The organism is Citrobacter sp. Ce129 (genome assembly GCF_030334545.1).
Classification (GTDB): Bacteria; Pseudomonadota; Gammaproteobacteria; order Enterobacterales; family Enterobacteriaceae; genus Citrobacter; species Citrobacter europaeus.
The window spans coordinates 151617-173548 of record NZ_JAOWDS010000065.1; the positions used below are offsets into that span (position 1 = coordinate 151617).

Below are 21932 nucleotides of genomic sequence, written 5' to 3' on the forward strand. Positions count from 1 at the left end.
CATGAAAAAATCACTGACGTTACTCGCCGCAGCAACCCTAAGCGCCCTGAGCTTTGCCTCCTGGGCTGATACTCTGACCGTTGGCGCATCTAACGTGCCGCATGCGGAGATCCTTGAGCAGGCTAAGCCGATTCTGGCGAAGCAGGGGATCGATTTAGAGATTAAACCGTTCCAGGATTACATTCTGCCGAACACCGCGCTGGCTGGCCGTGAGATTGACGCGAACTACTTCCAGCATATTCCGTACCTGAACAGCGTGATTAAAGACCATGCGGGTGATAAAACCTATGATTTCGTCAGCGCCGGAGCGATTCACATCGAGCCGATTGGTATCTATTCGAAAAAGGTAAAATCGCTTAAAGATCTGCCGGAAGGTGGCAAGATCATCATGCGCGATGCGGTATCTGAAGAAGGCCGTATTCTGTCGATTTTCGAAAAAGAGGGTGTGATCAAGCTGAAGCCGGGTGTGGATAAAGTGACCGCTCGCATTAGCGATATCGTCGAAAACCCGAAAAAACTGAAGTTCCTGCCTAACGTCGAAGCGGCGCTGTTACCGCAGATGTATAACAACGACGAAGGGGATGCGGTGGTGATTAACGCCAACTACGCGATCGATGCCGGGCTGGATCCGGTGAAAGATCCTATCGCCGTCGAAAGTGGTGAAAACAACCCGTATGCCAACATCATTACCGTGCATCGTGGCGACGAGAAGAAAAAGGATATCGTGGCGCTGGTTGATGTCCTGCATTCAAAAGAGATCCAGGACTGGATCCGCACCAAATATAAAGGCGCGGTGATCCCGGTAAATAACTAATTTGCTTTTTGCCGGATGGCGACTGTGCCTTACCCTGCCTACGACGTCCTGTAGGCCGGATAAGGCGCGTTGCCGTTGCCATCCGGTGCGAGAATTACACTCGCTCAATTCTCGCGGGTAACCCCTGGCGCACCGCCGCGCCCGATACCCAGTCAAGCCAGGTATTCGCTACCTGCCGGGTAGGATCCGCAAAGCCTAAATCGTTGAGATTAATCCCCGACCTTATTTGTGCATCAAACGCCATCGGTTCGCCGTCGAGCGTATGCTGCGCAGCGCCCATTTCTTTATGCCCATAACCGTGTTCAATGGCGATTACGCCAGGCATGACCCCATGCAGCAGGCTTATCTGCGCCAGCGCCTGACCGCCAGGCGTGGTGATCCGTACCTTATCGCCGTGCGCTAAGCCATATCGCTGACCGTCCTGCGGATTGAGCGCCACCAGATTTACCGGCTTCAGATGCTGCAGACGCGGGATCACCGCCGTGGCGCTGGACATTGTATTTGATTTAAAAGAAATCAGTTTCAGCGGCCACTCTTGTTCCGGGAACAACTCCTCGACAGCACGGCCATCTGACAGGCGCGAAGGATACCAGGCCGGGCAGCCGCTGAAGCGCTCGCCGGTAATCGCATGGCGGTGCGCGGCGACGTTCGCATTCCAGATTTGTAGCGGTTTTTCCCACGCATTGCCTACCCGATTCTCAACCCGCCCGCTGATGTCCGGCGCAAAGCGTCCGCCCCGGGAGTAGATAAATGCCACCCGGCTAATTTCATCGGCTTTCAGCGTTTGGGTCATCACAGGCACTATCCGCTGTACCCCGGTCAGCGCAATGTCTTCCGGCTGTGCCTCGGCGACCGGCGCTTTGCCCATAAACGCAATATTAGCGGCGAGTCGCAGGTAGTAATCTTCCGCACGGTTCAGTGGATAGCGGTTACCTTGCGGATCGGTGATCGCATTGTCGCCGAATCCGGGTAGCCCGATGCGTTTTGCTACAGCGATACAGAAAGACTCCATCGAGGCCGGTTGACCGTTGGCGGTAGTGCTGGTCGCGGCTCTGACTACCGGCCAACGCGCGGTTGTGGCTTTACTGGCCACGCCCGCCCATGGGGCGCTGAATCCCCAACTTTCGAAATTATGGGTATCTGGCACGATGTAATCTGCCAACGCCGTGGTTTCATTCATAAAGGCGTCAATCGCGATAAACAGCGGCAGACGCGCAGGATCCTTGAGTTTTTCTTCCGCCACGCCGCGCAACCCTGCAATGCCGTAGAACGGGTTGGTCATGTTGGAGATCCAGGCTTTCAGCGGATAAGGGTAACCTTCAAGCGCTGAGACGAGAAGTTCGGTTAGCTGACCGGCGACAAACGGATACCACGGGGCTTTGGCCGGGAAGGGGGATTGTCCGGCAGCCACCTTATTGCGGTACTCTTCGGAAGACTCATAAGCCGTTTTGCTGCGCGCGATGCTTAACCCTTTCGGTTTTACCTTCCCGGCGAAGCTGTCCATGTTGTAGCGCGGACCGTCGGTGGCGCCATTAAACTTGCCGCCGCCGACGAACACGCCGCCTTCAAGGCTGAGGTTGCCAATCAGTGCATTGAGCATCATCACCGACCAGGCATTATAAAATCCATTGCCTGCCATCATGCCACCGTGGGTGATCACCGCCGCTTTGCGTCCATGACGGGTAAACGCATCGGCCAGTGCGCTAATGTCTGCTTCAGACACGCCGCACTGCTGGCTGTATTGCGTGAGTGTTAGTTTCCCGGCGGACTCTTTCAGGCACTGGAGGCTGCTTTTGACCGTCACCGTCTGGCCGTCTGCCAGCATGACTTCGCGGCTGACAAACAACTGCGCACGCGGGCAACCGCTGGCGGCGACAATTTCGCCGGCCTCGTTAACGACTGCTGGCTCCTCGGCGGCATTTGCGTTCAAATGTGCGAGGGTTAAATGCTGTCCGGCAAGGGTTGGAAGCTCATCGGTAATCACCAGATGCGTGGCGTTAGTCCAGCTTTTTTCTTCGGCCTGCTGCATGGCCTGTATGCCGGGAATAGCGAGGTAATCGGCGTTATAGCGCTGTTTATCGATAATCCAGCGGATCATCGCCATCGCCAGCGCAGAGTCGCTTCCCGGACGTACGGGCTGCCAATGGCCGCGCTCGTCAGCCAGCACCGTAGTCAATGGCAGGGCGGGCGCCACCACAACATAACGGAAGTCGTCGCGTAACCGGGCGCTAGCCAGTTGCCGGGCCTGGCGCTTAAATGGATTACCGGATTGCGCCGGCGAAGTGCCCATAAACAGCGCGAATTCGACGTTATCCCAGTCGGGTTTCACGTGGGTGTTTTTATCCAGATCGCCCATTAGCGCACCGGAACCGGCACGATAGGCCAGACCGCAGTAAGCGCCATGCGCACCGAAGTTTTTACTGCCAAAACTGTTCAGCGCGAAGCGGCGCAAAAATGTATCACGTCCTTCATCGCTGGTATTCGTGACCAGCAGTTGATTGGACTTTGGGCCAAAGCCGGGATGCCCGGCATCAAGTGGCGTGTTGGTATCATGGATTGCCCGCAGACCGTCAACGTGGCCTTCACCAAACAGATCGCCGCCTTCCACCACTTCTTCGATCAACTGTTCGAAGCTAATGCGCTGCCATTTTCCCTCACCGCGTTTACCGACGCGCTTCATAGGTTCCAGAATACGTAGCGGGCTGTACAGCCCTTCCAGTAAGGTTGCACCACGGGCGCAAGCGGTGGAACGCGCGTCAAGACCCGATTCGCCCGCCAGTTGTTCCATTGCGGTGGCAAAGGGGACGGCGGAGTCAATATGATGCTCCTGAGACAATGGATGATAGGGGTTGCCCGTAATGCGCAGCACCTTGCCTTGTTCATTGTCGACGCGTACCCGCACGCCACACTGCGTCCAGCAGCCAAAGCACTGCGTCATGGAGATAACCTGCTGCGGGTTCTGCTGCCAGCGCGGCTGGGCATTGGCTTCGGGAATGAGGGCGTTACCAAAGATGCGATCACGGGTAATTTTGCCCGAGGTTCCGTCCAATAAACCGTCTATTGCGCGCTTTGCCACATCCCGATAACTCAGGCCAAAAGTCACCATGCCACCTACGGCAAGGCCTACTTTAAGCCACTGACGACGTGTTAAATTAGCCATGTTGCATTCTCCTTGCGATCGCGTTCAGGGCTTCACGAACAATAATGATCAGTGCAATCCACAGTCCAAAGGTGCCCAAAATGGCCAGCCAGCCATCGGTACCCCCAGGCAGGGTGTAAGGGTTAAACTGCGCGTTAAATTTCGGGATGGTCTGTACCTGGATGAGTAACGTCCAGCGCATCAGCCAGCACAGCGCCATCGCGCTAAATGCGAGTATTATGCGCAGCGGCAGCGACAGGGGGTTACGTAGCACCAGCCCACAAAGAGCAAGCGATGCAAGCCATAGCGCAACCCAGCCGATGGCGTAGTGTCGTGCCGAAGAGGCAACGTCGAGCCACTGGCGAATAGCTGAACCGGAAAGCGAATTGCCGCTCGCCCATATCACCACCACTCCAGCCAGCGCGATCAGGGTAATTGTCTGCCCCCATGCCAGTTTGCGTGCTAATGTTTCCTGGTTTTTGGTCGTTGCGATGAGCAGGGCGAGAAACGTTTGCAGCGCGCTGAGAAACATTGCAATCGGAAAGGCGTAGCTGAACCAGACCGGACGCGCCTGCACCACTGACACTTCTCGACCGGTGTAAACCAGCAATCCGATGGCCGACAGGGCGCTACCTATGGCTAACCATTTGGTGACGCTGTAACTTTTTAGCGTTAACCGTTTAACGTGCTGCGCCAAAAACCACAGACCTAAGAAGCCGGTGAATAGGGGTAAAAACAGCGCGCCCCATGGCATCCACGACCATGGCGTTGGCCAGGCGTAGAAATGCCAGACGCGGGCGGTTTGGTGTAAGTCAGCGGTCAGCGCCAGCGGCGCGGTAATCGCGCAGGTCAGGGCGATTAACAGCGTCAGGTTTTCCAGTTCCGCCGTCTCTTGTTTGCGCCAGTGAAGCAGACAGGCGAACAGCGCGGCGCAGGCGGCAATGCCGATGAAAAAGAAATATTGTACGGCCCAGGGTAACCAGCTTACGTCCAGGGGATGGGCCAGAACCTCTTCAATAACCAGTGAATGGTTCATTTAAACCTCCTGCCAGAGAGCGGGTTGAGCACGACCCATCAACGGGGTGACAAACGCCTCGTCCAGACCCAGATAGAACACGTGTGGTGCTGTTCCATTTTCTGGTTTCAGGACTTTAATGGCGTCATGGTATTCACGCAGCATTTGCGAGATTCGACTGTGCGGATCTTTGATATCGCCTATGATGCGCGCGCCACCGACGCAGGATTCCACGCAGGCCGGGAGCAGGCCGGCTTCGAGACGGTGAACACAAAAGGTGCATTTATCAGCGGTTTGCGTTTCATGGTTGATGAATCGCGCATCATAAGGACAGGCCTGCACGCAGTAGGCGCAGCCCACGCAGCGCGTGTTGTCGACTACCACAATGCCGTCTTCGCGTTGGAAAGTGGCCTGTACCGGGCAAACGGGGACGCAGGGGGGATTATCACAATGGTTGCACAGCCGCGGCAGCAGGACGTTGGTGACGCTCTGCTGGCCCTCAATCTGCACCTGATACTGGTTAACGAGGGTACGAAATTCGCCCTGCGGCGTCTGGTTTTCAATGGCGCAACTGACGGTACACGCCTGGCAGCCAATACAGCGACGCAGGTCAACCAGCATGGCGTAGCGGTGTTGAAGTGAGCCTTCATGGCGTTCAGGCGAGAAGGGGAATTGCGCCTGAGCTAAAGGTACCAGCGATGCGCCGGCGGTCAGGACGCCCAGTTGCTGGAGAAACTGCCGTTTACTGCTGTCCATATTTTCTCCCGTCACGATGCAACAACGAAACATTGGTCACGCCGTTGATTTGCTTGTGATGAATAAAGAATCTCGATGATTTACAGTGTAAAAATCGTGATGGGGGTACTCTATTGTGGTTAACCACATACCCGGCTTGTTGTTGATCTAAAACAACATAATTGACAGGGATAATTGAGTGGGACGCAACGTAGTAAAATGTCTGGTGGTGCTGGCGTCGCTATGGATGCTAAGCGGGGTGGTCAGGGCACAGACATGGAATATCGGCGTTTTGGCGATGCGTGGGGAGGTCTCCACACGTAATCACTGGCAGCCGCTGGAAACCTTGTTGAATCAGCAAATCCCCGGCGAACAGTTTCATATTCAACCGCTGGACCTGCACCAGATGCAGGAGGCGGTGAATCGTGGCACGGTACAATTTGTGGTCACCAATCCGGCGCAGTTTGTGCAGCTAAACAGCAGCGCTGCACTACGTTGGCTGGCGTCGCTACGTTCTACTCGCGGGGGGAAAGCCACCAGTAACGTGATTGGCAGCGCGATCCTCGTCAGACGCGACAGCGGGATAACCTCCGCACACGATCTGATCGGCAAAACGGTTGGCGCCATTGACGCTCAGGCATTTGGCGGTTATTTGCTGGGATATAAAGCGCTCAGCGATGCCGGTTTGCGCCCGGAGCGCGATTTGCATCTGATGTTCACTGGATTTCCCGCCGATGCCTTACTCTATTTATTACGCGAAAAAGCCGTGCAGGCAGTGATTGTACCGGTGTGTCTGCTGGAAAAAATGGATGAAGAAGGGCTTATTCGTAAAACAGATTTTATGGCCGTACTTAACCATCCAACGTCGATTCCCTGTTTAACCAGTACGCCGCTCTATCCTGACTGGTCGTTTGCGGCACTGCCTGCAGTAAGCGACGAGCTGGCCGATCGCGTCACGCGGGCACTGTTCAATGCGCCGCAGAATGCGACGTTTCGCTGGGGGGCGCCCGCCTCGACTCGCGAAGTCGAAGCGTTGCTGCGCGACGTCCGCCAACATCCGCAGCAGCGCCAGCTGTGGCTGGATGTCAAAAGCTGGTTTATTCAACATCGGCTGGCGATGGGAGGCGCGGCTCTCGTACTGCTGTTGCTGACGCTCAATTATATCTGGGTGATGCTGCTGGTTCGTCGACGCGGCAGGCAGTTGGAGCGAAACAACGTACTGTTGCGCAAACAGGAACAGGAACTGGAAACCGCTCGCCAAATGAGCGTGCTTGGCGAGATGACTTCAGGTTTTGCTCATGAGCTCAATCAGCCTCTGTCGGCTATCCGACATTATGCGCAAGGCTGTCTGATCCGCCTGCGTGGTCAGGATCAGCAGCACCCGCTGCTGCCCGCGCTGGAGCACATTGATAACCAGGCACAGCGAGGCGCTGATACGCTGCGTAATCTTCGCCAGTGGGTTAGCCAGGCGCAGGGCAATCCGGTAATTACCGACGACTGGCAAGTCGTCAATATTCACGATGCCATCCATCATGTCTGGCAATTATTGCGCATGCCTCAGCAATTCCCGGCGGTGGCGCTGCAAACGCAGATTGGTAAGGCGTTAACATTAACGCTGCCAGCCGTTCTCCTCGAACAGGTTCTGGCCAATCTGGTGCTCAATGCGGCCCAGGCAGGGGCAACTACAGTGTGGTTTAGCGCCGAGCGTGAGGATGGCGATGTGTGTATTCAGGTGCAGGATAACGCCGGAGGTATTGATGAGGCACAATTGTATCAGGCTTTTCAGCCGTTTATGACCACCCGTAAAGAGGGGATGGGGCTGGGATTAGCCATTTGTCAGCGGCTGGTGCGCTACGCGAATGGAGACATTGAGATCAATAATCATCAGGCTCCTGATGAAAAAGCGGGTGCGATGGTGACATTACATTTTAAGCAAAACCTGGAGGGAGGCCGTAGTGGCAATCATTCATCTGCTGGATGACGATATTGCCGTCACCCAGGCCTGCGCGTTTTTACTGGAAAGTCTGGGATATGAGGTGTGTTGCTGGGATCAGGGCGAAACATTCCTCGCCGAGGCAAATCTGCACCAGGTGGGCGTACTTTTGCTGGACATGCGTATGCCGGTTCTGGATGGGCACGCTGTCCATGAAGCCATGCGTCAGCAAGAAAGTACGCTAGCGGTGGTATTCCTCACCGGGCATGGCGATGTTCCGATGGCGGTTGAGCAAATGAAGCGCGGAGCGGTCGATTTTTTGCAAAAGCCGGTCTCCGCTGTGCCTTTACAAGCGGCGTTAGAGCATGCTTTGCAGGTTTCTCTCGCCGCCTTCTCGCGACAAGAGATCGTCGTCTGTTATCAGCAGCTCACGCCAAAGGAGCGAGAGCTGGCACAGCTGGTAGCAAAAGGGTTGATGAATCGGGAAATTGCTGACGCAATGAATATCGCCGTGCGCACGGTAGAGGTTCATCGGGCGCGGGTGATGGAAAAAATGCAGGCGGGAAGTCTTGCGGAGCTGGTAAATCGACTCCAGAAGATTCAGTAGAGTTATGACATTTGTTTGATTTTCATTGAATTTTGTCTAAACCGTCAGACTGATATATGCTGTTGGTTTGAGTTAATGACGAGCGGGAAAAAATGGGAAATCAGACCAAAGACGATGAGCTGTACCGTGAAATGTGCAGAGTAGTCGGTAAAGTAGTGCTGGAAATGCGCGATCTAGGGCAAGAGCCTAAGCATATCGTCATTGCGGGAGTACTGAGAACCACCCTCGCCAACCAACGTGTGAAGCGCAGCGAGCTAGAAAAACAAGCCATTGAGACCGTGATTAAAGCATTGGCCGGATAATCCACAAAAAGAGGGCGGTAGTTTCTCTCGCCGTCCTCTTATTCTCATTACGTTAATCTATCAATAATTATAATTTAGTGCTGCAATTAGCGTTATCAAACTCGCTGTATATTTAATTATATATCGCATGCGATATAAAAATATATATGAGAGTGGAGTCACAAATATTTGCACAGCATATGAAGTGCTATTTTAATTTATCTAAATGATAATAAATCTCACTCCGCATTAATTATTTCCCTTCCGTTTTTTAATTGATGACGATCAAGACTATGTATGCTGAATAACCACATTATTTCTACGCCTAACCCTAAAGAATTAGATTCATTCAGTTTAACCACCGTCATTTACGCGATCAGGTTAGGGCAAAATTTTACGTGTTGTTGGCAACATAAACCGCCCGAAATGGCTTGAGCTGGACTGGTTTAATTTAGCCTGGAGGTGTTGCTACCACAGCGTTTGCGAAGAGGATGCGAAATAAATGAACCAGGTTGATCGTCCATTTTTAGATTGTGGTTTAACGCGGCTTGAATTTCTGCGGATATCAGCAAAAGGTCTGGCGGGATTAACCATTGCCCCCGCACTGTTATCCCTTTTGGGCTGTAAGCAGGAAGATGTCGACAGCGGCACCGTGGGGCTTATCAATACGCCAAAAGGGGTGCTGGTAACCCAGCGAGCGCGCTGTACGGGCTGTCACCGCTGTGAAATTTCCTGTACTAATTATAACGATGGCGCCGTGGGCACTTTCTTTTCCCGTATAAAAATCCATCGTAATTACTTCTTTGGCGATGATGGCGTTGGTTCCGGCGGCGGACTGTATGGCGATTTAAACTATACCGCTGATACTTGCCGTCAGTGCAAAGATCCGCAATGCATGAAGGTCTGCCCCATCGGCGCTATTACCTGGAAACAGGAAGAGGGTTGTATTGTGGTGGATCACAAACGTTGTATTGGCTGCAGCGCGTGTACTACCGCCTGTCCGTGGATGATGGCGACCGTAAATACCGAAACCAAAAAATCCTCAAAATGTGTGTTATGCGGGGAATGCGCCAATGCTTGTCCGACTGGAGCATTAAAAATTATCGAGTGGAAAGATATTACTGTTTGATAGATAGCAGGTATGCCTGGTACGCGTCATTAATTGCCAAAAATATCGCAGTTTTGCAGATAAAAGCTACCTGGAAAATGGCGGGTATATCTATTAAACCTTCTTGCAAAGGAAAACATGATGGCTAATGGTTGGACAGGTAATATTTTACGGGTCAATCTCACCACGGGTAATATCACCCTGGAAGATTCCAGTAAATTTAAAAAATTTGTCGGCGGGATGGGCTTTGGTTATAAAATTATGTACGACGAAGTCCCGCCTGGCACCATGCCTTTTGATGAAGGGAATAAACTGGTTTTCGCCACCGGACCATTAACGGGTTCTGGTGCCCCTTGTAGCTCCCGCGTCAATATCACCTCCTTATCGACGTTCACCAAAGGCAATTTAGTGGTGGATGCCCACATGGGCGGCTTCTTCGCCGCGCAAATGAAATTCGCCGGTTACGATGCCATTGTTATCGAAGGAAAGTCCGCATCTCCGGTCTGGATCAACATCAAAGACGATAAGGTGAGCATCGAAAAAGCCGATTTCCTGTGGGGCAAGGGAACGCGCGCCACAACCGAGGAAATTTGCCGTATTACCAGCCCGGAAACCTGCGTCGCGGCTATTGGCCAGGCGGGTGAGAATCTGGTGCCGCTCTCCTGCATGATCAACAGCCGTAACCATAGCGGCGGCGCCGGTACTGGCGCGGTGATGGGCTCGAAAAACCTGAAGGCCATTGCGGTAGAAGGGACCAGAGGGGTCAATATTGCCGATCGCAAAGAGATGAAGCGGCTCAATGACTACATGATGACCGAGCTTATCGGCGCCAACAACAACCACGTTGTGCCAAGCACCCCGCAGGCCTGGGCAGAATATTCTTCGCCAAACTCGCGCTGGACAGCCCGTAAGGGACTTTTCTGGGGCGCGGCAGAAGGTGGGCCAATCGAAACCGGCGAAATCCCGCCGGGTAACCAGAATACCGTGGGTTTCCGTACCTATAAATCCGTGTTCGATCTGGGGCCAGCCGCTGAGAAATACACGGTCAAAATGAGCGGCTGCCATTCATGTCCCATTCGTTGTATGTCGCAGCTTAATGTCCCGCGAGTGAAAGATTTTGGCGTGCCGAGTACCGGTGGTAACACCTGCGTAGCGAACTTCGTTCACACCACCATTTTCCCTAATGGCCCGAAAGATTTCGACGATAAAGACGACGGGCGCGTGGTGGGAAATCTGATAGGTCTGAACCTGTTCGACGATTATGGCATCTGGTGTAACTACGGGCAGTTGCACCGTGATTTTACTTATTGCTATTCGAAAGGCGTCTTTAAGCGCGTACTGCCCGCTGAAGAGTATGCGGAGATCCGCTGGGATCAGCTGGAAGCGGGCGATCCTCATTTTATTAAAGACTTCTACTACCGCCTGGCGCATCGCGTGGGTGAACTCAGCCATCTTGCGGACGGCTCGTATGCCATTGCTGAACGCTGGGATTTGGGCGAAGAGTACTGGGGTTATGCCAAAAATAAACTGTGGTCACCGTTCGGTTTTCCAGTCCACCATGCAAACGAGGCCTCCGCACAGGTGGGGGCGATCACCAACTGTATGTTTAACCGTGACTGTATGACGCATACCCATATCAACTTCATCGGTTCCGGATTACCGCTGAAATTACAGCGCGAAGTGGCGGGCGAGTTATTTGGTTCGCAGGATGCCTACGATGAAACCAAAAACTACACCCCGATCAATGCCGCCAAGATTAAATATGCCAAATGGACGCTGCTGAAAGTCTGTCTGCATAACGCGGTTACGCTGTGTAACTGGGTTTGGCCGATGACGGTTTCACCACTCAAGAGCCGTAACTATCGCGGGGATTTGGATCTGGAAGCGAAGTTCTTCCAGGCGGTCACCGGTGATGAAACCACGCAGGCGAGTCTGGACCTGGCCGCTGAACGCATCTTTACTCTGCATCGTGCTTATACGGTCAAACTGATGCAAACCAAAGATATGCGCAATGAGCACGATCTCATCTGTTCCTGGGTGTTTGATAAAGATCCGAAGATCCCGGTTTTCACTGAAGGAACCGACAAGATGGACAGGGAGGATATGCGTCAGTCCCTGACGATGTTCTATCAGGAAATGGGCTGGGATCCAGAGCTGGGTTGCCCAACGCGTGAAACCCTGAACCGACTCGGACTTGAAGACGTAGCCGCTGATTTGGCTGCACAGGATCTGTTGCCGGCGTAAGGAAAGCAAGATGACTAACGTGAGCGACGTTCTGATACCCGTTGAGGCGTTTCCTGACGAGGTTGACAGTCAAAAGAGACAGTGGCTGCAGGCGTTTCACCCTCCTGTAGAGCAGGTGACTGCACCTCAGGTTCAGGAACCCGTCAGCCCGGAGTCGATTGTGGCAGATTTTATTCGTCAGCATTCAGCGTCAGGACAAGTTGTGGCGCGCAGCGTGTTTCTGCAGCCACCTTATTCGGTCCCTGAAACCGAGCTTTCTACGCTGTTGGATGCGCTGTGTCAGGACGCGAATGACGCGGATATTAGCCGTGTGCAGGGCGCGGAAGATGCGTATTTCTATTCGACGCAAACCATGAGCGCAAATTACGCCGATATGTGTGTGCAGGTGATGGAAAACGACATCTGCCGTGCGATTGCCGAAGCGGTACGCTTCGACTGTCGCACGTATCCTCGCCCCTATAAGGTCGCCATGCTGACGCAACCGCCGTATAGCTTTGAGTCTCAACAGCTTGCAGCTGCGCTCACAGCCATGGAAACGCATCCTGATTACGCAGATATACGGCCTGTGGAATCGTCAAATGCGGAGCCTTATTTGTTCAGCGAACGTTTTATGAGTTATGGCAAAGCGTACGGCCTGTGTGAATGGCTTGAGGTTGAGCAGTATCAGAACCCCTGAATTATTCAGGTTGATGTCATGGAATGTGTGGACGACCACTGTCACAGTATTAGAGGATAACCCGATGTCCTTCACCCGACGAAAATTTGTCATTGGCATGGGGACGGTGATTTTTTTTACCGGCCCAGGTCAAAATCTGTTAGCGAGTACCAGAAGCCCTAAAGACGTTCATTACGTCATGATTCACGACGAATCACTGTGTAACGGATGTAATCTCTGCGCCCGCGCATGCAGGAAAACCAACCATGTTCCTGCCCAGGGCAGCCGTTTGTCGATAGCGCATATTCCGGTCTCTGACAACGACAACGAAACACTGTATCACTACTTCCGTCAGTCCTGTCAGCATTGCGACGATGCGCCTTGTATTGAGGTGTGCCCGACCGGCGCCTCCTGGCGAGATGAAAACGGTATTGTGCGGGTAGACACGTCTTCCTGTATCGGCTGCAGCTACTGTATTGGCGCGTGTCCTTATCAGGTACGTTATCTCAACCCGCAAACCAAAGTGGCGGATAAATGCGACTTCTGTGCTGAAACTCGTCTGGCGAAAGGTTTTCCGCCGATCTGTGTTAACGCCTGCCCGGAACATGCGCTGATTTTTGGTCGTGAAGATAGCCCAGAAATTCAGAGCTGGTTGCGAGAAAATAAGTATTACGAACATCAACTTGCAGGCGCCGGAAAACCCCATCTGTATCGTCGGTTCGGTCAACATTTGATTAAAAAGGATAATGTATGAACGCGTCGCAGAATGCCGAACAGTTTCACGCCCAGCTTGCGCAGTATGTTCCCCTGTTTTCACCGGACTACTGGCCTGTGTGGCTGGTTATCGCTGGGTTAATGCTGGTGGGAATGTGGCTGGTGCTGGCGCTACACGCCATGCTGCGCTTTCGGGCGGCGCATAAAGCGTCGGCAGGGCACGGTGAGAAAGTCTATTTATACTCGAAGGCTGTACGTTTATGGCACTGGTCAAATGCGCTGCTTTTTTTACTACTTCTGGCTAGTGGTCTGGTCAATCACTTCTCCGCCGTCAGCGCATCGGTGATGAAAAGCCTGCTTACCGTACATGAGGTCTGCGGCTTTTTATTGCTTGCCTGCTGGATTGGTTTTGTCCTGATCAACCTGATTGGCGGCAACGGACATCATTATATTATTCAACGTCAAGGATGGATCGCACGCGCGCAAAGACAAACGCGATTTTACCTGTTCGGCATTATGCAGGGTGAATCACACCCATTCCCGGCATCAAAGCGTTCTAAGTTCAATCCGCTACAGCAGGCGGCCTATGTGGGCGTGATGTATGGTTTGCTGCCATTACTGCTAATCTCAGGGCTGTTGTCGCTCTATCCGACGGTTGTCGGCGATCTGTTCCCTGGCGTGCGTTACTGGCTGCTGCAGGCGCACTTCGCGCTGGCGATTGTCAGTCTGTTTTTCATTTTTGGGCATCTTTATCTCTGCACGACAGGTCGCACGCCGGGCGAAACCTTCAAGTGTATGGTGGATGGCTATCACCGACATTAAGCGATGATGATTACGCGAAGTGATTTACGGGCCTGGCGCGTTGGGCCCGTTATGTATCGCTGGTTTTTACGTACTTTTCCCGCTGGTGGAAGCTATGCCGATGTCCATCGTGCGCTCCAGCGAGAAGGGTATACAGACTGGGCAGACAGCCTGGTGGAATACGGCTGGTCAAAATGGCGGGAAGAGGCGAGTTTTGTCCAGCAGGATATTCGCGCGATGGGGAGTATTTCCCGTGTGCAAACGGCGGGGGAAACCCGCCGTCCGCTGGCGGATGCGGAAGATAATGCCCGGTTTAGTAGCGCTAGCGATAACGTTAAAATCGCCAGCGCAGGGTATGCCGCCCAGATTGCCAGCGCAGGTTATAGCGCACGCATTGGTAGCGTAGGCTACAACGTGCATATCGGCAGCTCAGGCGATCGCGGGCGAATTGCGGTTGCGGGAAATTCGGCACGTATCAGTAGCGTGGGTGACGGGACGCGTATCGCCAGTACCGGCATGCGCGTACGCATCAGCTCGCTCGGTGACCGAAACCGGATTGCCTGCAGTGGCGATTTAACCCAGTTGGCCTGTTTTGGCGCAGAGTCCAAAATCGCCAACTGCGCGGATAACATCCACATTATTGCCAGCGGAGAGAACGCCGTCGTTGCCAGTACAGGCGTTGTCGATTCGATAACGCTCGGTCCCGGCGGCTGCGCGGCGCTGGCCTACCACGATGGCGAGAGGATGCGTTTTGCGCTTGCCGTTGAAGGGGAAAATAACATTCGGGTAGGGGTGAAATATCGGCTCAACGAAGACCATCAGTTCGTGGAATGTTGAGCCGTGGTGTCATTTTAGCGCGAAGCGGCGTTGGGTGATTTTCTCCAGGCTCAGGCACAGCAGGTAATAGACCAGTCCGGTAAAGATAAAAATAGCTGCCGGGTAGATTTGCACCCGGCTGTTAACCTGACCGGCAACCGTCGTGAGTTCCGGCACGTTAACGATAAATGCCAGCGATGTATCCTTCAGTAATCCAATAAAGATCCCCGTGAGCGACGGCAGCACGTTACGCAGCACCTGTGGCAATAAGATAAGCCACAGTGCCTGATAAGGGCGAAAACCCTGAACCACTGCTGCATCATATTGCCCGCCAGGCAGTGCGCTGATTCCTGCGTACACTGAGTGCATCACCGAGGCGGCGGTGAACCATGCCAACGCCAGCGTCACGGTAACGGCACCGGGAAGATCGCTTCCGGTCAGCATGGGGAGCAAATACCACATCCAGAAAATCACAAAGATGAGCGGAATGCCGCGAATAAACTCCGCCCAGATGAACAATAGATTGCGAACCGCGCCAGGAAACCGCCAGGCGCAGCAGGCAAGAACTATTCCGCCCGGCAGGGCCAGCAGCGCCGCGCCGAAAGCCATCAGCAAAGTGAGCAGAACGCCGCCGGGTTGCCCCTGCGCCATACGTCCCCACAGGAGATAGTCAAGATTGTCGGTAATGACCGAAATATTAGCGATCACGCGGTATGCTCCTGACGCAGAAAATGCGCGTTCTTACCTTTGACGATTTACCCGACGCAGGCTGCGGGCCAAGACGTGTAAGCAGCATACCCAGAACGATGCCGGTGAACAGGTAAAGCGCCGTGCCAACGGCAAATGCTTCCAGCGCGTGCGCGTTGTAGCTTTCAATTTGCCGTACCTGGTAGGTGAGCTCGGCAAAACCAATACCGCTGGCGAGCGAGGAGAGCTTCATCAGGTTGAGATACTGCCCAACAATGGGTTGCCAGGCGTTTGCCAGCCCCTGAGGCAGCAGAATGTGAAGGAACGTCGTCCAGGATGAAAAACCCTGCGCCACGGCAGCCTCGCGTTGTCCGGCAGAAACCGCTTGTAAACCAGAGGCGATCTCCTCGACCAAAAATGCCGAGGTAAATACGCCCAGCCCCCATGCTGAACAGATAAATTCTGGTGTTAACCACCAGACATCCCCCGGCAGAATAGACCATGGATGCTCAGCATTGATAAAGGTAATGATGTCGCGGGGCAGCCAGTTCCATGCGGCAAAATACCAGAACATCAGTTGCACCAGTAACGGTGTGTTGCGAAACACCGAGACCCACGCGCCGACTACCGCTTTGGCAAGGCGATTGCCCGTCAGGCGCAGGCCGATCAGCGCGATGGCAATAAGCGTGGCGAGCACGATACCTGCCAGCGTCACCCAGAGCGTGGTGAGAAAGCCGGAAATTATCCATTGCAGAGGTAGCCCGCTCAGCACCCCCTGCCAGTCCATTGCAAGCATTATAGCGATGACTCCTGGTGTAACGGATCGAGCACTTTTTTCAGGAAACGCTGGGTTCTCGGGTGCTGTGGTCGGGTGAAAAAATCTTCTGGTGCGGCTACTTCAAGAATATCGCCGCCATCAATGAATACCACCCGATCGGCAATCTCACGCGCGAAATGCATTTCATGGGTCACGACGATCATGGTGATGCCGCTGTGGGCCAGGTTTTTCATCACTTGTAATACCTCGCCGATCATTTCCGGATCCAGCGCAGAGGTTGGCTCATCAAACAGAATGATTTGTGGCGACGAGGCCAGCGCACGGGCGATGGCCACGCGCTGCTGCTGCCCACCGGACAACTGCGCGGCATAGGCGTTGGCTTTTTCTGCCAGTCCCACCTTTTCCAGCAACTCGAATGCCCGACGCTCCGCTTCCGCCTTGTTCCAGCCATGAACATATTCCAGCGCCAGCGCGATGTTTGAAAGCGCTGTCAGATGCGCATAGAGATTGAATTGCTGAAATACGAAACCGATACGGCTGCGTAACTGGCGTAATGCTGCCCCGCGCAACTGACTAATCGGTTTGTCATCAATGAAGATTTCACCTCCGCTCAGCGACTCAAGCTGGTTGATAAGACGTATAAGAGTGGACTTTCCGGAGCCAGAAGGGCCCAGAATAGTCACCACTTCACCGGGTTCAACTGAGAGGCTGACGCCGTTAAGTACGGTGTGAGCGTCATACTGTTTGATGACATTGCGCAGTTCAACGCTCGCCTGACGCAAATGGGTAAAATCCGCAGCAGAAGCTGCGGACCGATGAAAAAGGGCTGAGAGCATATTATCTGGCTTCTATTTTAAAGGCGCGGGGTTGTGGATTCTTGGTTTCAGGACCAAACCAGACATCATAAATTTTGGCCGCCTGCCCGGTAGACTCCAGCTTCAAAAGCTCATCGTTGACGGCTTTTAACAGCGCAGGTTCACCTTTTTTCACCCCCACGCCGATCTCTTCTTTGCTCAGCAGATCCGGAAGAATTTTGAAATCTGCTTTATCCGGCGCGCCGCCTAATAAACCGGCCAGAATCGTACTGTCCTGGGTAATCGCCTGGACATTGCCGTTGCGTAGCGCGGTTAACGCCAGTGGAATATCGTCGTAGGCCAGCACACGCGACTGCGGAAAGCGCTGATGTAGCGCCTGCTCGCCGGTGGTACCTTTTACCGCGCCGATTCGCGCTTTACTGTATTCCTCGAGCTTGTCCGGAGATTTTGCTGGCACAAGGAACTGCTGACCGGTAACAAAATAAGGGACGGAGAAGTCAATCACCTGCGCCCGTTCAGGCGTGATCGTGATATCCGCGACGATTAAATCGGCTTTACCGGATTGTAATAACGGAATGCGGTTTGCCGGATTGGTCGCGACCAGTTCCAGTTTTACGCCAAGGGATTTGGCCAGCGCTTCGGCAAAATCAACGTCGTAGCCGACAATCTTATGCGTTTTCGCATCGATGGAGCCAAACGGCGGATTCGCGTCGAATGTCGCGACTTTTACTACGCCAGCGGCCTTGATATCAGCCAGTTGGTCGGCCTGTGCCTGCGAGACGGTAAGACCTGAAGCCAGCAGCACGCCGAGCGCCAGCAGTGTTTTTTTAGCGCGGTATTTTTTCGTTGCCATCATTGTATGAAATCCCTGTAGTTTTTGGTTTGTGCTTTTTACGCTCCCATAACTTACGGTTGGGACAAAATAAGAAAAAATTCTTATCTATATACAAAATGTTATTAGTGAAAAGGGTGTTAATTACGGGTGAAAATATTGCAATGGCGGAAGGCAAAATAGTGCATAACCCCGGCAGTAATTCACGTTTGGTTTTTGTATGAGGGTGCGCGTGAATATGACTGAAGTGTGCTAATGTCCAGAAACGCTACTGGAATATCCTCCTGACCTGTACCATGTGTCACAACAGGTCTGGATTGGGGAAATGCATGCTGCGTGATAATTTTAACGATCTCTATTATCTCATTATCGTGGCCCGCGAGCGGAGTTTTACCCGGGCAGCGGCAAAGCTTGGGGTTTCGCAATCCGCGCTAAGCCATGCGATTCGTGGGCTTGAGGAACGTCTGGATGTAAGACTTCTGACACGCACCACGCGCAGCGTTGCGCCGACCGAAGCCGGAGAACGGCTCATCAACAGTATCAGCCCGCGTTTTGATGACATTGAATCGGAGCTGCTGGCATTAACCGATGTCCGCCAGCGTGTGGCCGGTAACATCCGTCTGACGCTGGGCGAGCACGCGTTACAATCTACCGTCTGGCCCGCGCTGGAGCCTTTTTTACAGACTTACCCTGATGTGAATGTTGAAATGACCATCGACAATAGCCTGACGGATATTGTAACCGGCCGCTATGATGCGGGTATTCGGCTTGGCGAGCAGGTGGCGAAAGACATGGTCGCCGTCAGGATTGGCCCAGACTGGCGCATGGTAGTGGTGGGTTCACCGGCATATTTTGCCCGTCATGGCAAACCCCATACTCCGCACGACCTGCAAAATCATAACTGTATTAACATGCGCATGCCGACGTTGGGCGGTCTGTATGCCTGGGAGTTTGCCAAAGACGGGCAAGATTTGCGCGTGCGGGTGGAGGGACAGCTTATTTTTAACAATCTGCCCCCGCGGATCGGCGCGGCGATTGCCGGAATGGGGCTGGCATTTGTGCCGGAAGATACCGTAGAACGGGCCGTTGCGGACGGCGCGCTGGAAAAAGTGCTGGAGGACTGGTGCGAACCGTTTCCTGGCTATTATATGTACTACCCCAGTCGCAAACAGCATACCGCCGCTTTTGCGCAACTGATTGAGGCGTTGCGATATACGGGCTCAAGCAGGAAGGGGTAGCAGGCGATAAAAAACCGGCATTGCGCCGGTTTAGAAATCAGATTTTGCAGGCGTCGCCGCAGTCATTATCAGCAATAATTTCCTGCGCTTTCTTGTCTGCATCTTCCAGACGTTCAGCATTACGCTCTTGCGCTTCTTCCAGTCCATCAAAGACCAGATTATCGAGATCAATTTCCATCATTCACCTGCTCAGGTTCAGCGTTTAACATCCCGTTATTATATTGCAAAAATGTTGCTTAATAGCAGCGATTCTTGCTACTTAGCATCGAACGCAATCCGCTGTGCGTATTTATCCGCCAAAGTGGCCCACGGTTCGCAATTGCTAAAGAATCGTTGGTCGTAAATACCGCAAAATCCTCACTCTCTCTACCGTTTTGCCTTTATTTTTTCATTAACGTGATACGCGATCATTTTTAACAAATGCGCGACAAAACCACTATACATATAACTTAATATCTTTTATACATTAATTGTTCAACCCTGCGACTATTCCACAAAAGAGAAAGCTATATGGAACAGACTACTGATAAGAAAAACGATAATTTTCAGAAAGATGGCAAAGAACAGTTCAATCGCTCGATCGGTCTTATTTCAAACTTTGCGCTGGGTTTTACCTACCTGTCGCCGCTTACCGCCGTCTATTCACTGTTTGCGTTGGCCGTAACGCTGGCGGGGCCGCCTGCAGTTTGGTGGATTTTAATCGTCGCATGTGGACAACTTTTAGTGGCGTTAGTGTTTGGTGAGGTCGCTTCCCAGTATCCAATAACCGGCGGGCTTTATCCCTGGGCCAGAAGGTTGTGGGGCAAGAAGTATGCGTGGATCGCCGCCTGGATTTACCTGTGGGCGCTGGTGGTCACCATTACGTCAATCGCGGAATATACGTCTACGTTTGTTGAATCGCTCTTCCACTATGGTCAGACGCCAGCCACCATGTTGGTGACTTCCGTCCTGCTGCTGCTGTTGATGATGGCGGTTAATATGTCCGGGACTAAGAATCTGGCCCGTGTTGCGAAAATTGGCTTCTGGTGTGAAATCGTCAGCGTGATTGCGCTGGGGATTTATCTGCTGATTTTCCACCGTTCGCAGCCGTTCTCTGTCATCTTCGATTCGATGGGCGTGCTGGCTCATGACGGCAGCTATTCCACCGCATTTATGTCCGCCGCACTGATGGGGCTGTTTATGTTCTTTGGCTTTGAGGCCTGCGGTAACGTTGCGGAAGAGGTGCAGAATCCGAGTAAAAAGATCCCGGTCGCGATGATTTTAAGCATCGTATTTGGTGCGATTTCTGCGATTATTTCCGTAATGGGTTATTTGCTGGCTTCACCGAATCTGGTCAGTATCGTGAATGGCAAAACGTCCGATCCGATCCCGGCGATCCTGAACGAAGCACTTGGCGAAACCGGCGCAACCGTCTTTATCATCGTCGCGATTGTGGCGATGCTGTCTTGCATTCTGTCTCTGCAGGCTGCCTTAAGCCGCCTTATCTTTTCCTTCTCCCGCGACAGAATGCTGCCGGGTAGTGAATGGATGTCAAAGATATCTAAAAATGGCGTTCCGGATAATGCCATGGTCGTCAGTTGCTTGCTGCCGGTCATCATCTGTGTTTGGGTCTATTTTCAGCCAGATAATCTGTCGCGTATTACCGCGTTTGCCGTCATCGGGATTTACATTTCGTTCCAGATGGTTGTGCTTGCCGCACTGCGCCAGCGCCTGAAAGGCTGGAAACCGGCCGGGGAGTGGACTATTGGCGGTTGGGGCACAATTGTGAACGTGCTGGCGCTGGCCTATGGATTATGTGGGATTTGGTTGTTGGCGCAACCGGCAGACAGCAGCGACTTCATCGATCGTTGGACGGTATTGTTCGGCCTGGCGATTGTTGTTGGCTCGGGGCTTATCTATATGTTCCTGACCCGACCGTTTGGTCGTTCTGCGGCACCGGAAAATGATGCTATTGCTTACGCTAACAAGCTGAATATAGGCCAGGATAACTAGAAACTAAGGGCCTTCGGGCCCTTAGTTTTGATAGTGGTAAAGGATAAAGTAGTCGCTCTGATAAACCACACTACTGTTTGCTGGAGCGAGCAATTCACCCACGCGAAAGCGCGGCCAACTGGAGAAGATTATCCTGTTTTCCAGATTGGTCAGAATCACATAATCAGGGTGAGCGCAGGAGAGCAGTTCGGCTTCTATCTGACTAACCAGCAGGTCGACGGCAGCGACACCAAGAAACTGATCGTTGTAGTAGACCGGTACTGCCGAGGTCAGGGTATAGGAGATATTGCAGATATAGTCGACGTAGGGACCGTGGATATAGGCTTTTCCTGCCGGAGGTGAGTGTTTAAACCACTCGAAGGTTCTGAAATCCAGTCGTTGTTGTGTGGCCTGATCCAAATCGAGGTGCGCCTGACTCAAACCATTATCCTTTTTATACCACCATTCCAGCAGCCAATACTCTTTTGTTGTTGCGGTACTCTCAATATGGCTGGCAAACCCGGCTCCTGAACAGTAATGATTGTCGTTGAGCGTGCGCTTGATGTGTTGCTGAACGGTCGATCTCACCGAGGGATCGAGGACAACCTCTGCCGAGGGCTTTTGCACCCCGGAAATCGCCTCATGGATGCTCCTCGCCAGCGCAACGGTAGAATCTACGGTAGAGGCGGTAATATCATCAATTTTACGAATAAATGCGCTTAAGGATGTCGAAGAGCTCATTATCTGTC

21 protein-coding genes are annotated in these 21932 nt (G+C 53.0%); 12 read left to right on the top strand and 9 right to left on the bottom strand.

All coding sequences use genetic code 11. The features are described from left to right. Position 1: 1 nt before the first annotated feature. The gene (locus OGV77_RS14645; protein WP_047411612.1) at positions 2 to 814 is read left to right on the top strand and encodes a MetQ/NlpA family ABC transporter substrate-binding protein; all 813 of its coding nucleotides are present in this window, start codon (positions 2 to 4) and stop codon (positions 812 to 814) included. 94 nt (positions 815 to 908) lie between these two features. Here OGV77_RS14645 and ttrA read toward each other — a convergent pair whose 3' ends face one another. The 3 genes from ttrA to ttrB are packed head-to-tail and all read right to left on the bottom strand — an operon-like array spanning position 909 to position 5724. Next, positions 909 to 3974, bottom strand: a complete 3066-nt coding sequence (gene ttrA, locus OGV77_RS14650) for a tetrathionate reductase subunit TtrA (protein WP_087050632.1) — start codon at positions 3972 to 3974, stop codon at positions 909 to 911. Then, on the bottom strand, positions 3967 to 4989 hold the full coding sequence (gene ttrC, locus OGV77_RS14655; RefSeq protein ID WP_087050631.1) for a tetrathionate reductase subunit TtrC: 1023 nt from the start codon (positions 4987 to 4989) through the stop codon (positions 3967 to 3969). The genes ttrA and ttrC overlap by 8 nt, the downstream gene beginning before the upstream one ends. Further along, positions 4990 to 5724: a tetrathionate reductase subunit TtrB gene (gene ttrB / locus OGV77_RS14660; RefSeq protein ID WP_233602754.1), complete on the bottom strand. Its 735-nt coding sequence runs from the start codon at positions 5722 to 5724 to the stop codon at positions 4990 to 4992. It abuts the gene before it with no gap. 226 nt (positions 5725 to 5950) lie between these two features. On the opposite strand from ttrB, the gene ttrS reads away from it, so the two are divergent. The 9 genes from ttrS to ydhT all read left to right on the top strand — a co-directional run bounded on the left by ttrS (position 5951) and on the right by ydhT (position 14883). Beyond that, complete coding sequence (gene ttrS, locus OGV77_RS14665) at positions 5951 to 7684, top strand: tetrathionate respiration histidine kinase TtrS (protein WP_087050687.1); 1734 nt, start codon at positions 5951 to 5953, stop codon at positions 7682 to 7684. Further along, complete coding sequence (ttrR, locus tag OGV77_RS14670; protein ID WP_075146090.1) at positions 7659 to 8243, top strand: tetrathionate respiration response regulator TtrR; 585 nt, start codon at positions 7659 to 7661, stop codon at positions 8241 to 8243. Before ttrS ends, ttrR begins: the two co-directional genes overlap by 26 nt. Before the next feature lie 92 nt (positions 8244 to 8335). After that, complete coding sequence (gene fumD / locus OGV77_RS14675; RefSeq protein ID WP_003029345.1) at positions 8336 to 8545, top strand: fumarate hydratase FumD; 210 nt, start codon at positions 8336 to 8338, stop codon at positions 8543 to 8545. 481 nt (positions 8546 to 9026) lie between these two features. Then, positions 9027 to 9653, top strand: a complete 627-nt coding sequence (locus OGV77_RS14680) for a ferredoxin-like protein (protein ID WP_043016545.1) — start codon at positions 9027 to 9029, stop codon at positions 9651 to 9653. Positions 9654 to 9773: 120 nt separating this feature from the next. Then, positions 9774 to 11876 (top strand): aldehyde ferredoxin oxidoreductase, encoded by a 2103-nt coding sequence (locus OGV77_RS14685; protein WP_043016544.1) that lies wholly within the window; start codon positions 9774 to 9776, stop codon positions 11874 to 11876. Between the two features lie 10 nt (positions 11877 to 11886). Next, on the top strand, positions 11887 to 12552 hold the full coding sequence (locus tag OGV77_RS14690; RefSeq protein WP_047411593.1) for a YdhW family putative oxidoreductase system protein: 666 nt from the start codon (positions 11887 to 11889) through the stop codon (positions 12550 to 12552). 64 nt (positions 12553 to 12616) lie between these two features. Beyond that, positions 12617 to 13285, top strand: coding sequence for a 4Fe-4S dicluster domain-containing protein (locus OGV77_RS14695; RefSeq protein ID WP_051642705.1), 669 nt, complete (start codon positions 12617 to 12619; stop codon positions 13283 to 13285). Beyond that, the gene (gene phsC, locus OGV77_RS14700; RefSeq protein ID WP_043016542.1) at positions 13282 to 14067 is read left to right on the top strand and encodes a thiosulfate reductase cytochrome B subunit; all 786 of its coding nucleotides are present in this window, start codon (positions 13282 to 13284) and stop codon (positions 14065 to 14067) included. The genes OGV77_RS14695 and phsC overlap by 4 nt, the downstream gene beginning before the upstream one ends. A gap of 51 nt (positions 14068 to 14118) precedes the next feature. Next, positions 14119 to 14883: a protein YdhT gene (gene ydhT / locus OGV77_RS14705; RefSeq protein ID WP_502873698.1), complete on the top strand. Its 765-nt coding sequence runs from the start codon at positions 14119 to 14121 to the stop codon at positions 14881 to 14883. A 9-nt stretch (positions 14884 to 14892) separates the two neighbouring features. Here the strand turns inward: ydhT and OGV77_RS14710 are convergent, their stop codons facing one another. From OGV77_RS14710 to OGV77_RS14725, 4 genes are read right to left on the bottom strand one after another with little or no spacing between them, the layout of a single operon-like run. Continuing rightward, the gene (locus tag OGV77_RS14710) at positions 14893 to 15570 is read right to left on the bottom strand and encodes an amino acid ABC transporter permease (protein WP_087050628.1); all 678 of its coding nucleotides are present in this window, start codon (positions 15568 to 15570) and stop codon (positions 14893 to 14895) included. Continuing rightward, positions 15560 to 16345 (bottom strand): amino acid ABC transporter permease, encoded by a 786-nt coding sequence (locus OGV77_RS14715; RefSeq protein WP_087050627.1) that lies wholly within the window; start codon positions 16343 to 16345, stop codon positions 15560 to 15562. The genes OGV77_RS14710 and OGV77_RS14715 overlap by 11 nt, the downstream gene beginning before the upstream one ends. Then, positions 16345 to 17163, bottom strand: a complete 819-nt coding sequence (locus OGV77_RS14720; RefSeq protein ID WP_047411580.1) for an amino acid ABC transporter ATP-binding protein — start codon at positions 17161 to 17163, stop codon at positions 16345 to 16347. Before OGV77_RS14720 ends, OGV77_RS14715 begins: the two co-directional genes overlap by 1 nt. Position 17164: 1 nt before the next feature. Then, positions 17165 to 17998, bottom strand: a complete 834-nt coding sequence (locus OGV77_RS14725) for an ABC transporter substrate-binding protein (RefSeq protein ID WP_043016537.1) — start codon at positions 17996 to 17998, stop codon at positions 17165 to 17167. A 305-nt stretch (positions 17999 to 18303) separates the two neighbouring features. On the opposite strand from OGV77_RS14725, the gene OGV77_RS14730 reads away from it, so the two are divergent. Then, positions 18304 to 19212: a LysR family transcriptional regulator gene (locus OGV77_RS14730; protein ID WP_043016536.1), complete on the top strand. Its 909-nt coding sequence runs from the start codon at positions 18304 to 18306 to the stop codon at positions 19210 to 19212. 37 nt (positions 19213 to 19249) lie between these two features. On the opposite strand, the gene OGV77_RS14735 is transcribed toward OGV77_RS14730, so the two are convergent. Further along, a complete protein-coding gene (locus OGV77_RS14735; RefSeq protein ID WP_003832695.1) occupies positions 19250 to 19390 on the bottom strand; it encodes a hypothetical protein in 141 nt (46 codons plus the stop codon). Positions 19391 to 19722: 332 nt separating this feature from the next. Here OGV77_RS14735 and OGV77_RS14740 point away from each other — a divergent pair, with 332 nt between their 5' ends. Continuing rightward, positions 19723 to 21204, top strand: a complete 1482-nt coding sequence (locus OGV77_RS14740; protein ID WP_043016535.1) for an APC family permease — start codon at positions 19723 to 19725, stop codon at positions 21202 to 21204. Between the two features lie 21 nt (positions 21205 to 21225). Here OGV77_RS14740 and OGV77_RS14745 read toward each other — a convergent pair whose 3' ends face one another. After that, positions 21226 to 21924 carry a cache domain-containing protein gene (locus tag OGV77_RS14745; RefSeq protein WP_087050626.1) on the bottom strand — a complete coding sequence of 233 codons (699 nt, stop codon included), beginning with the start codon at positions 21922 to 21924 and terminating at the stop codon, positions 21226 to 21228. Positions 21925 to 21932: the final 8 nt, after the last annotated feature.

Coding starts and splice junctions, on each gene's coding strand:
- OGV77_RS14645 (WP_047411612.1), top strand. CDS start 2: ATGAAAAAATCACTGACGTTACTCGCCGCAGCAACCCTAAGCGCCCTG.
- ttrA (WP_087050632.1), bottom strand. CDS start 3,974: ATGGCTAATTTAACACGTCGTCAGTGGCTTAAAGTAGGCCTTGCCGTA.
- ttrC (WP_087050631.1), bottom strand. CDS start 4,989: ATGAACCATTCACTGGTTATTGAAGAGGTTCTGGCCCATCCCCTGGAC.
- ttrB (WP_233602754.1), bottom strand. CDS start 5,724: ATGGACAGCAGTAAACGGCAGTTTCTCCAGCAACTGGGCGTCCTGACC.
- ttrS (WP_087050687.1), top strand. CDS start 5,951: ATGCTAAGCGGGGTGGTCAGGGCACAGACATGGAATATCGGCGTTTTG.
- fumD (WP_003029345.1), top strand. CDS start 8,336: ATGGGAAATCAGACCAAAGACGATGAGCTGTACCGTGAAATGTGCAGA.
- OGV77_RS14680 (WP_043016545.1), top strand. CDS start 9,027: ATGAACCAGGTTGATCGTCCATTTTTAGATTGTGGTTTAACGCGGCTT.
- OGV77_RS14685 (WP_043016544.1), top strand. CDS start 9,774: ATGGCTAATGGTTGGACAGGTAATATTTTACGGGTCAATCTCACCACG.
- OGV77_RS14690 (WP_047411593.1), top strand. CDS start 11,887: ATGACTAACGTGAGCGACGTTCTGATACCCGTTGAGGCGTTTCCTGAC.
- OGV77_RS14695 (WP_051642705.1), top strand. CDS start 12,617: ATGTCCTTCACCCGACGAAAATTTGTCATTGGCATGGGGACGGTGATT.
- phsC (WP_043016542.1), top strand. CDS start 13,282: ATGAACGCGTCGCAGAATGCCGAACAGTTTCACGCCCAGCTTGCGCAG.
- ydhT (WP_502873698.1), top strand. CDS start 14,119: ATGTATCGCTGGTTTTTACGTACTTTTCCCGCTGGTGGAAGCTATGCC.
- OGV77_RS14715 (WP_087050627.1), bottom strand. CDS start 16,345: ATGCTTGCAATGGACTGGCAGGGGGTGCTGAGCGGGCTACCTCTGCAA.
- OGV77_RS14720 (WP_047411580.1), bottom strand. CDS start 17,163: ATGCTCTCAGCCCTTTTTCATCGGTCCGCAGCTTCTGCTGCGGATTTT.
- OGV77_RS14725 (WP_043016537.1), bottom strand. CDS start 17,998: ATGATGGCAACGAAAAAATACCGCGCTAAAAAAACACTGCTGGCGCTC.
- OGV77_RS14730 (WP_043016536.1), top strand. CDS start 18,304: ATGCTGCGTGATAATTTTAACGATCTCTATTATCTCATTATCGTGGCC.
- OGV77_RS14735 (WP_003832695.1), bottom strand. CDS start 19,390: ATGGAAATTGATCTCGATAATCTGGTCTTTGATGGACTGGAAGAAGCG.
- OGV77_RS14740 (WP_043016535.1), top strand. CDS start 19,723: ATGGAACAGACTACTGATAAGAAAAACGATAATTTTCAGAAAGATGGC.
- OGV77_RS14745 (WP_087050626.1), bottom strand. CDS start 21,924: ATGAGCTCTTCGACATCCTTAAGCGCATTTATTCGTAAAATTGATGAT.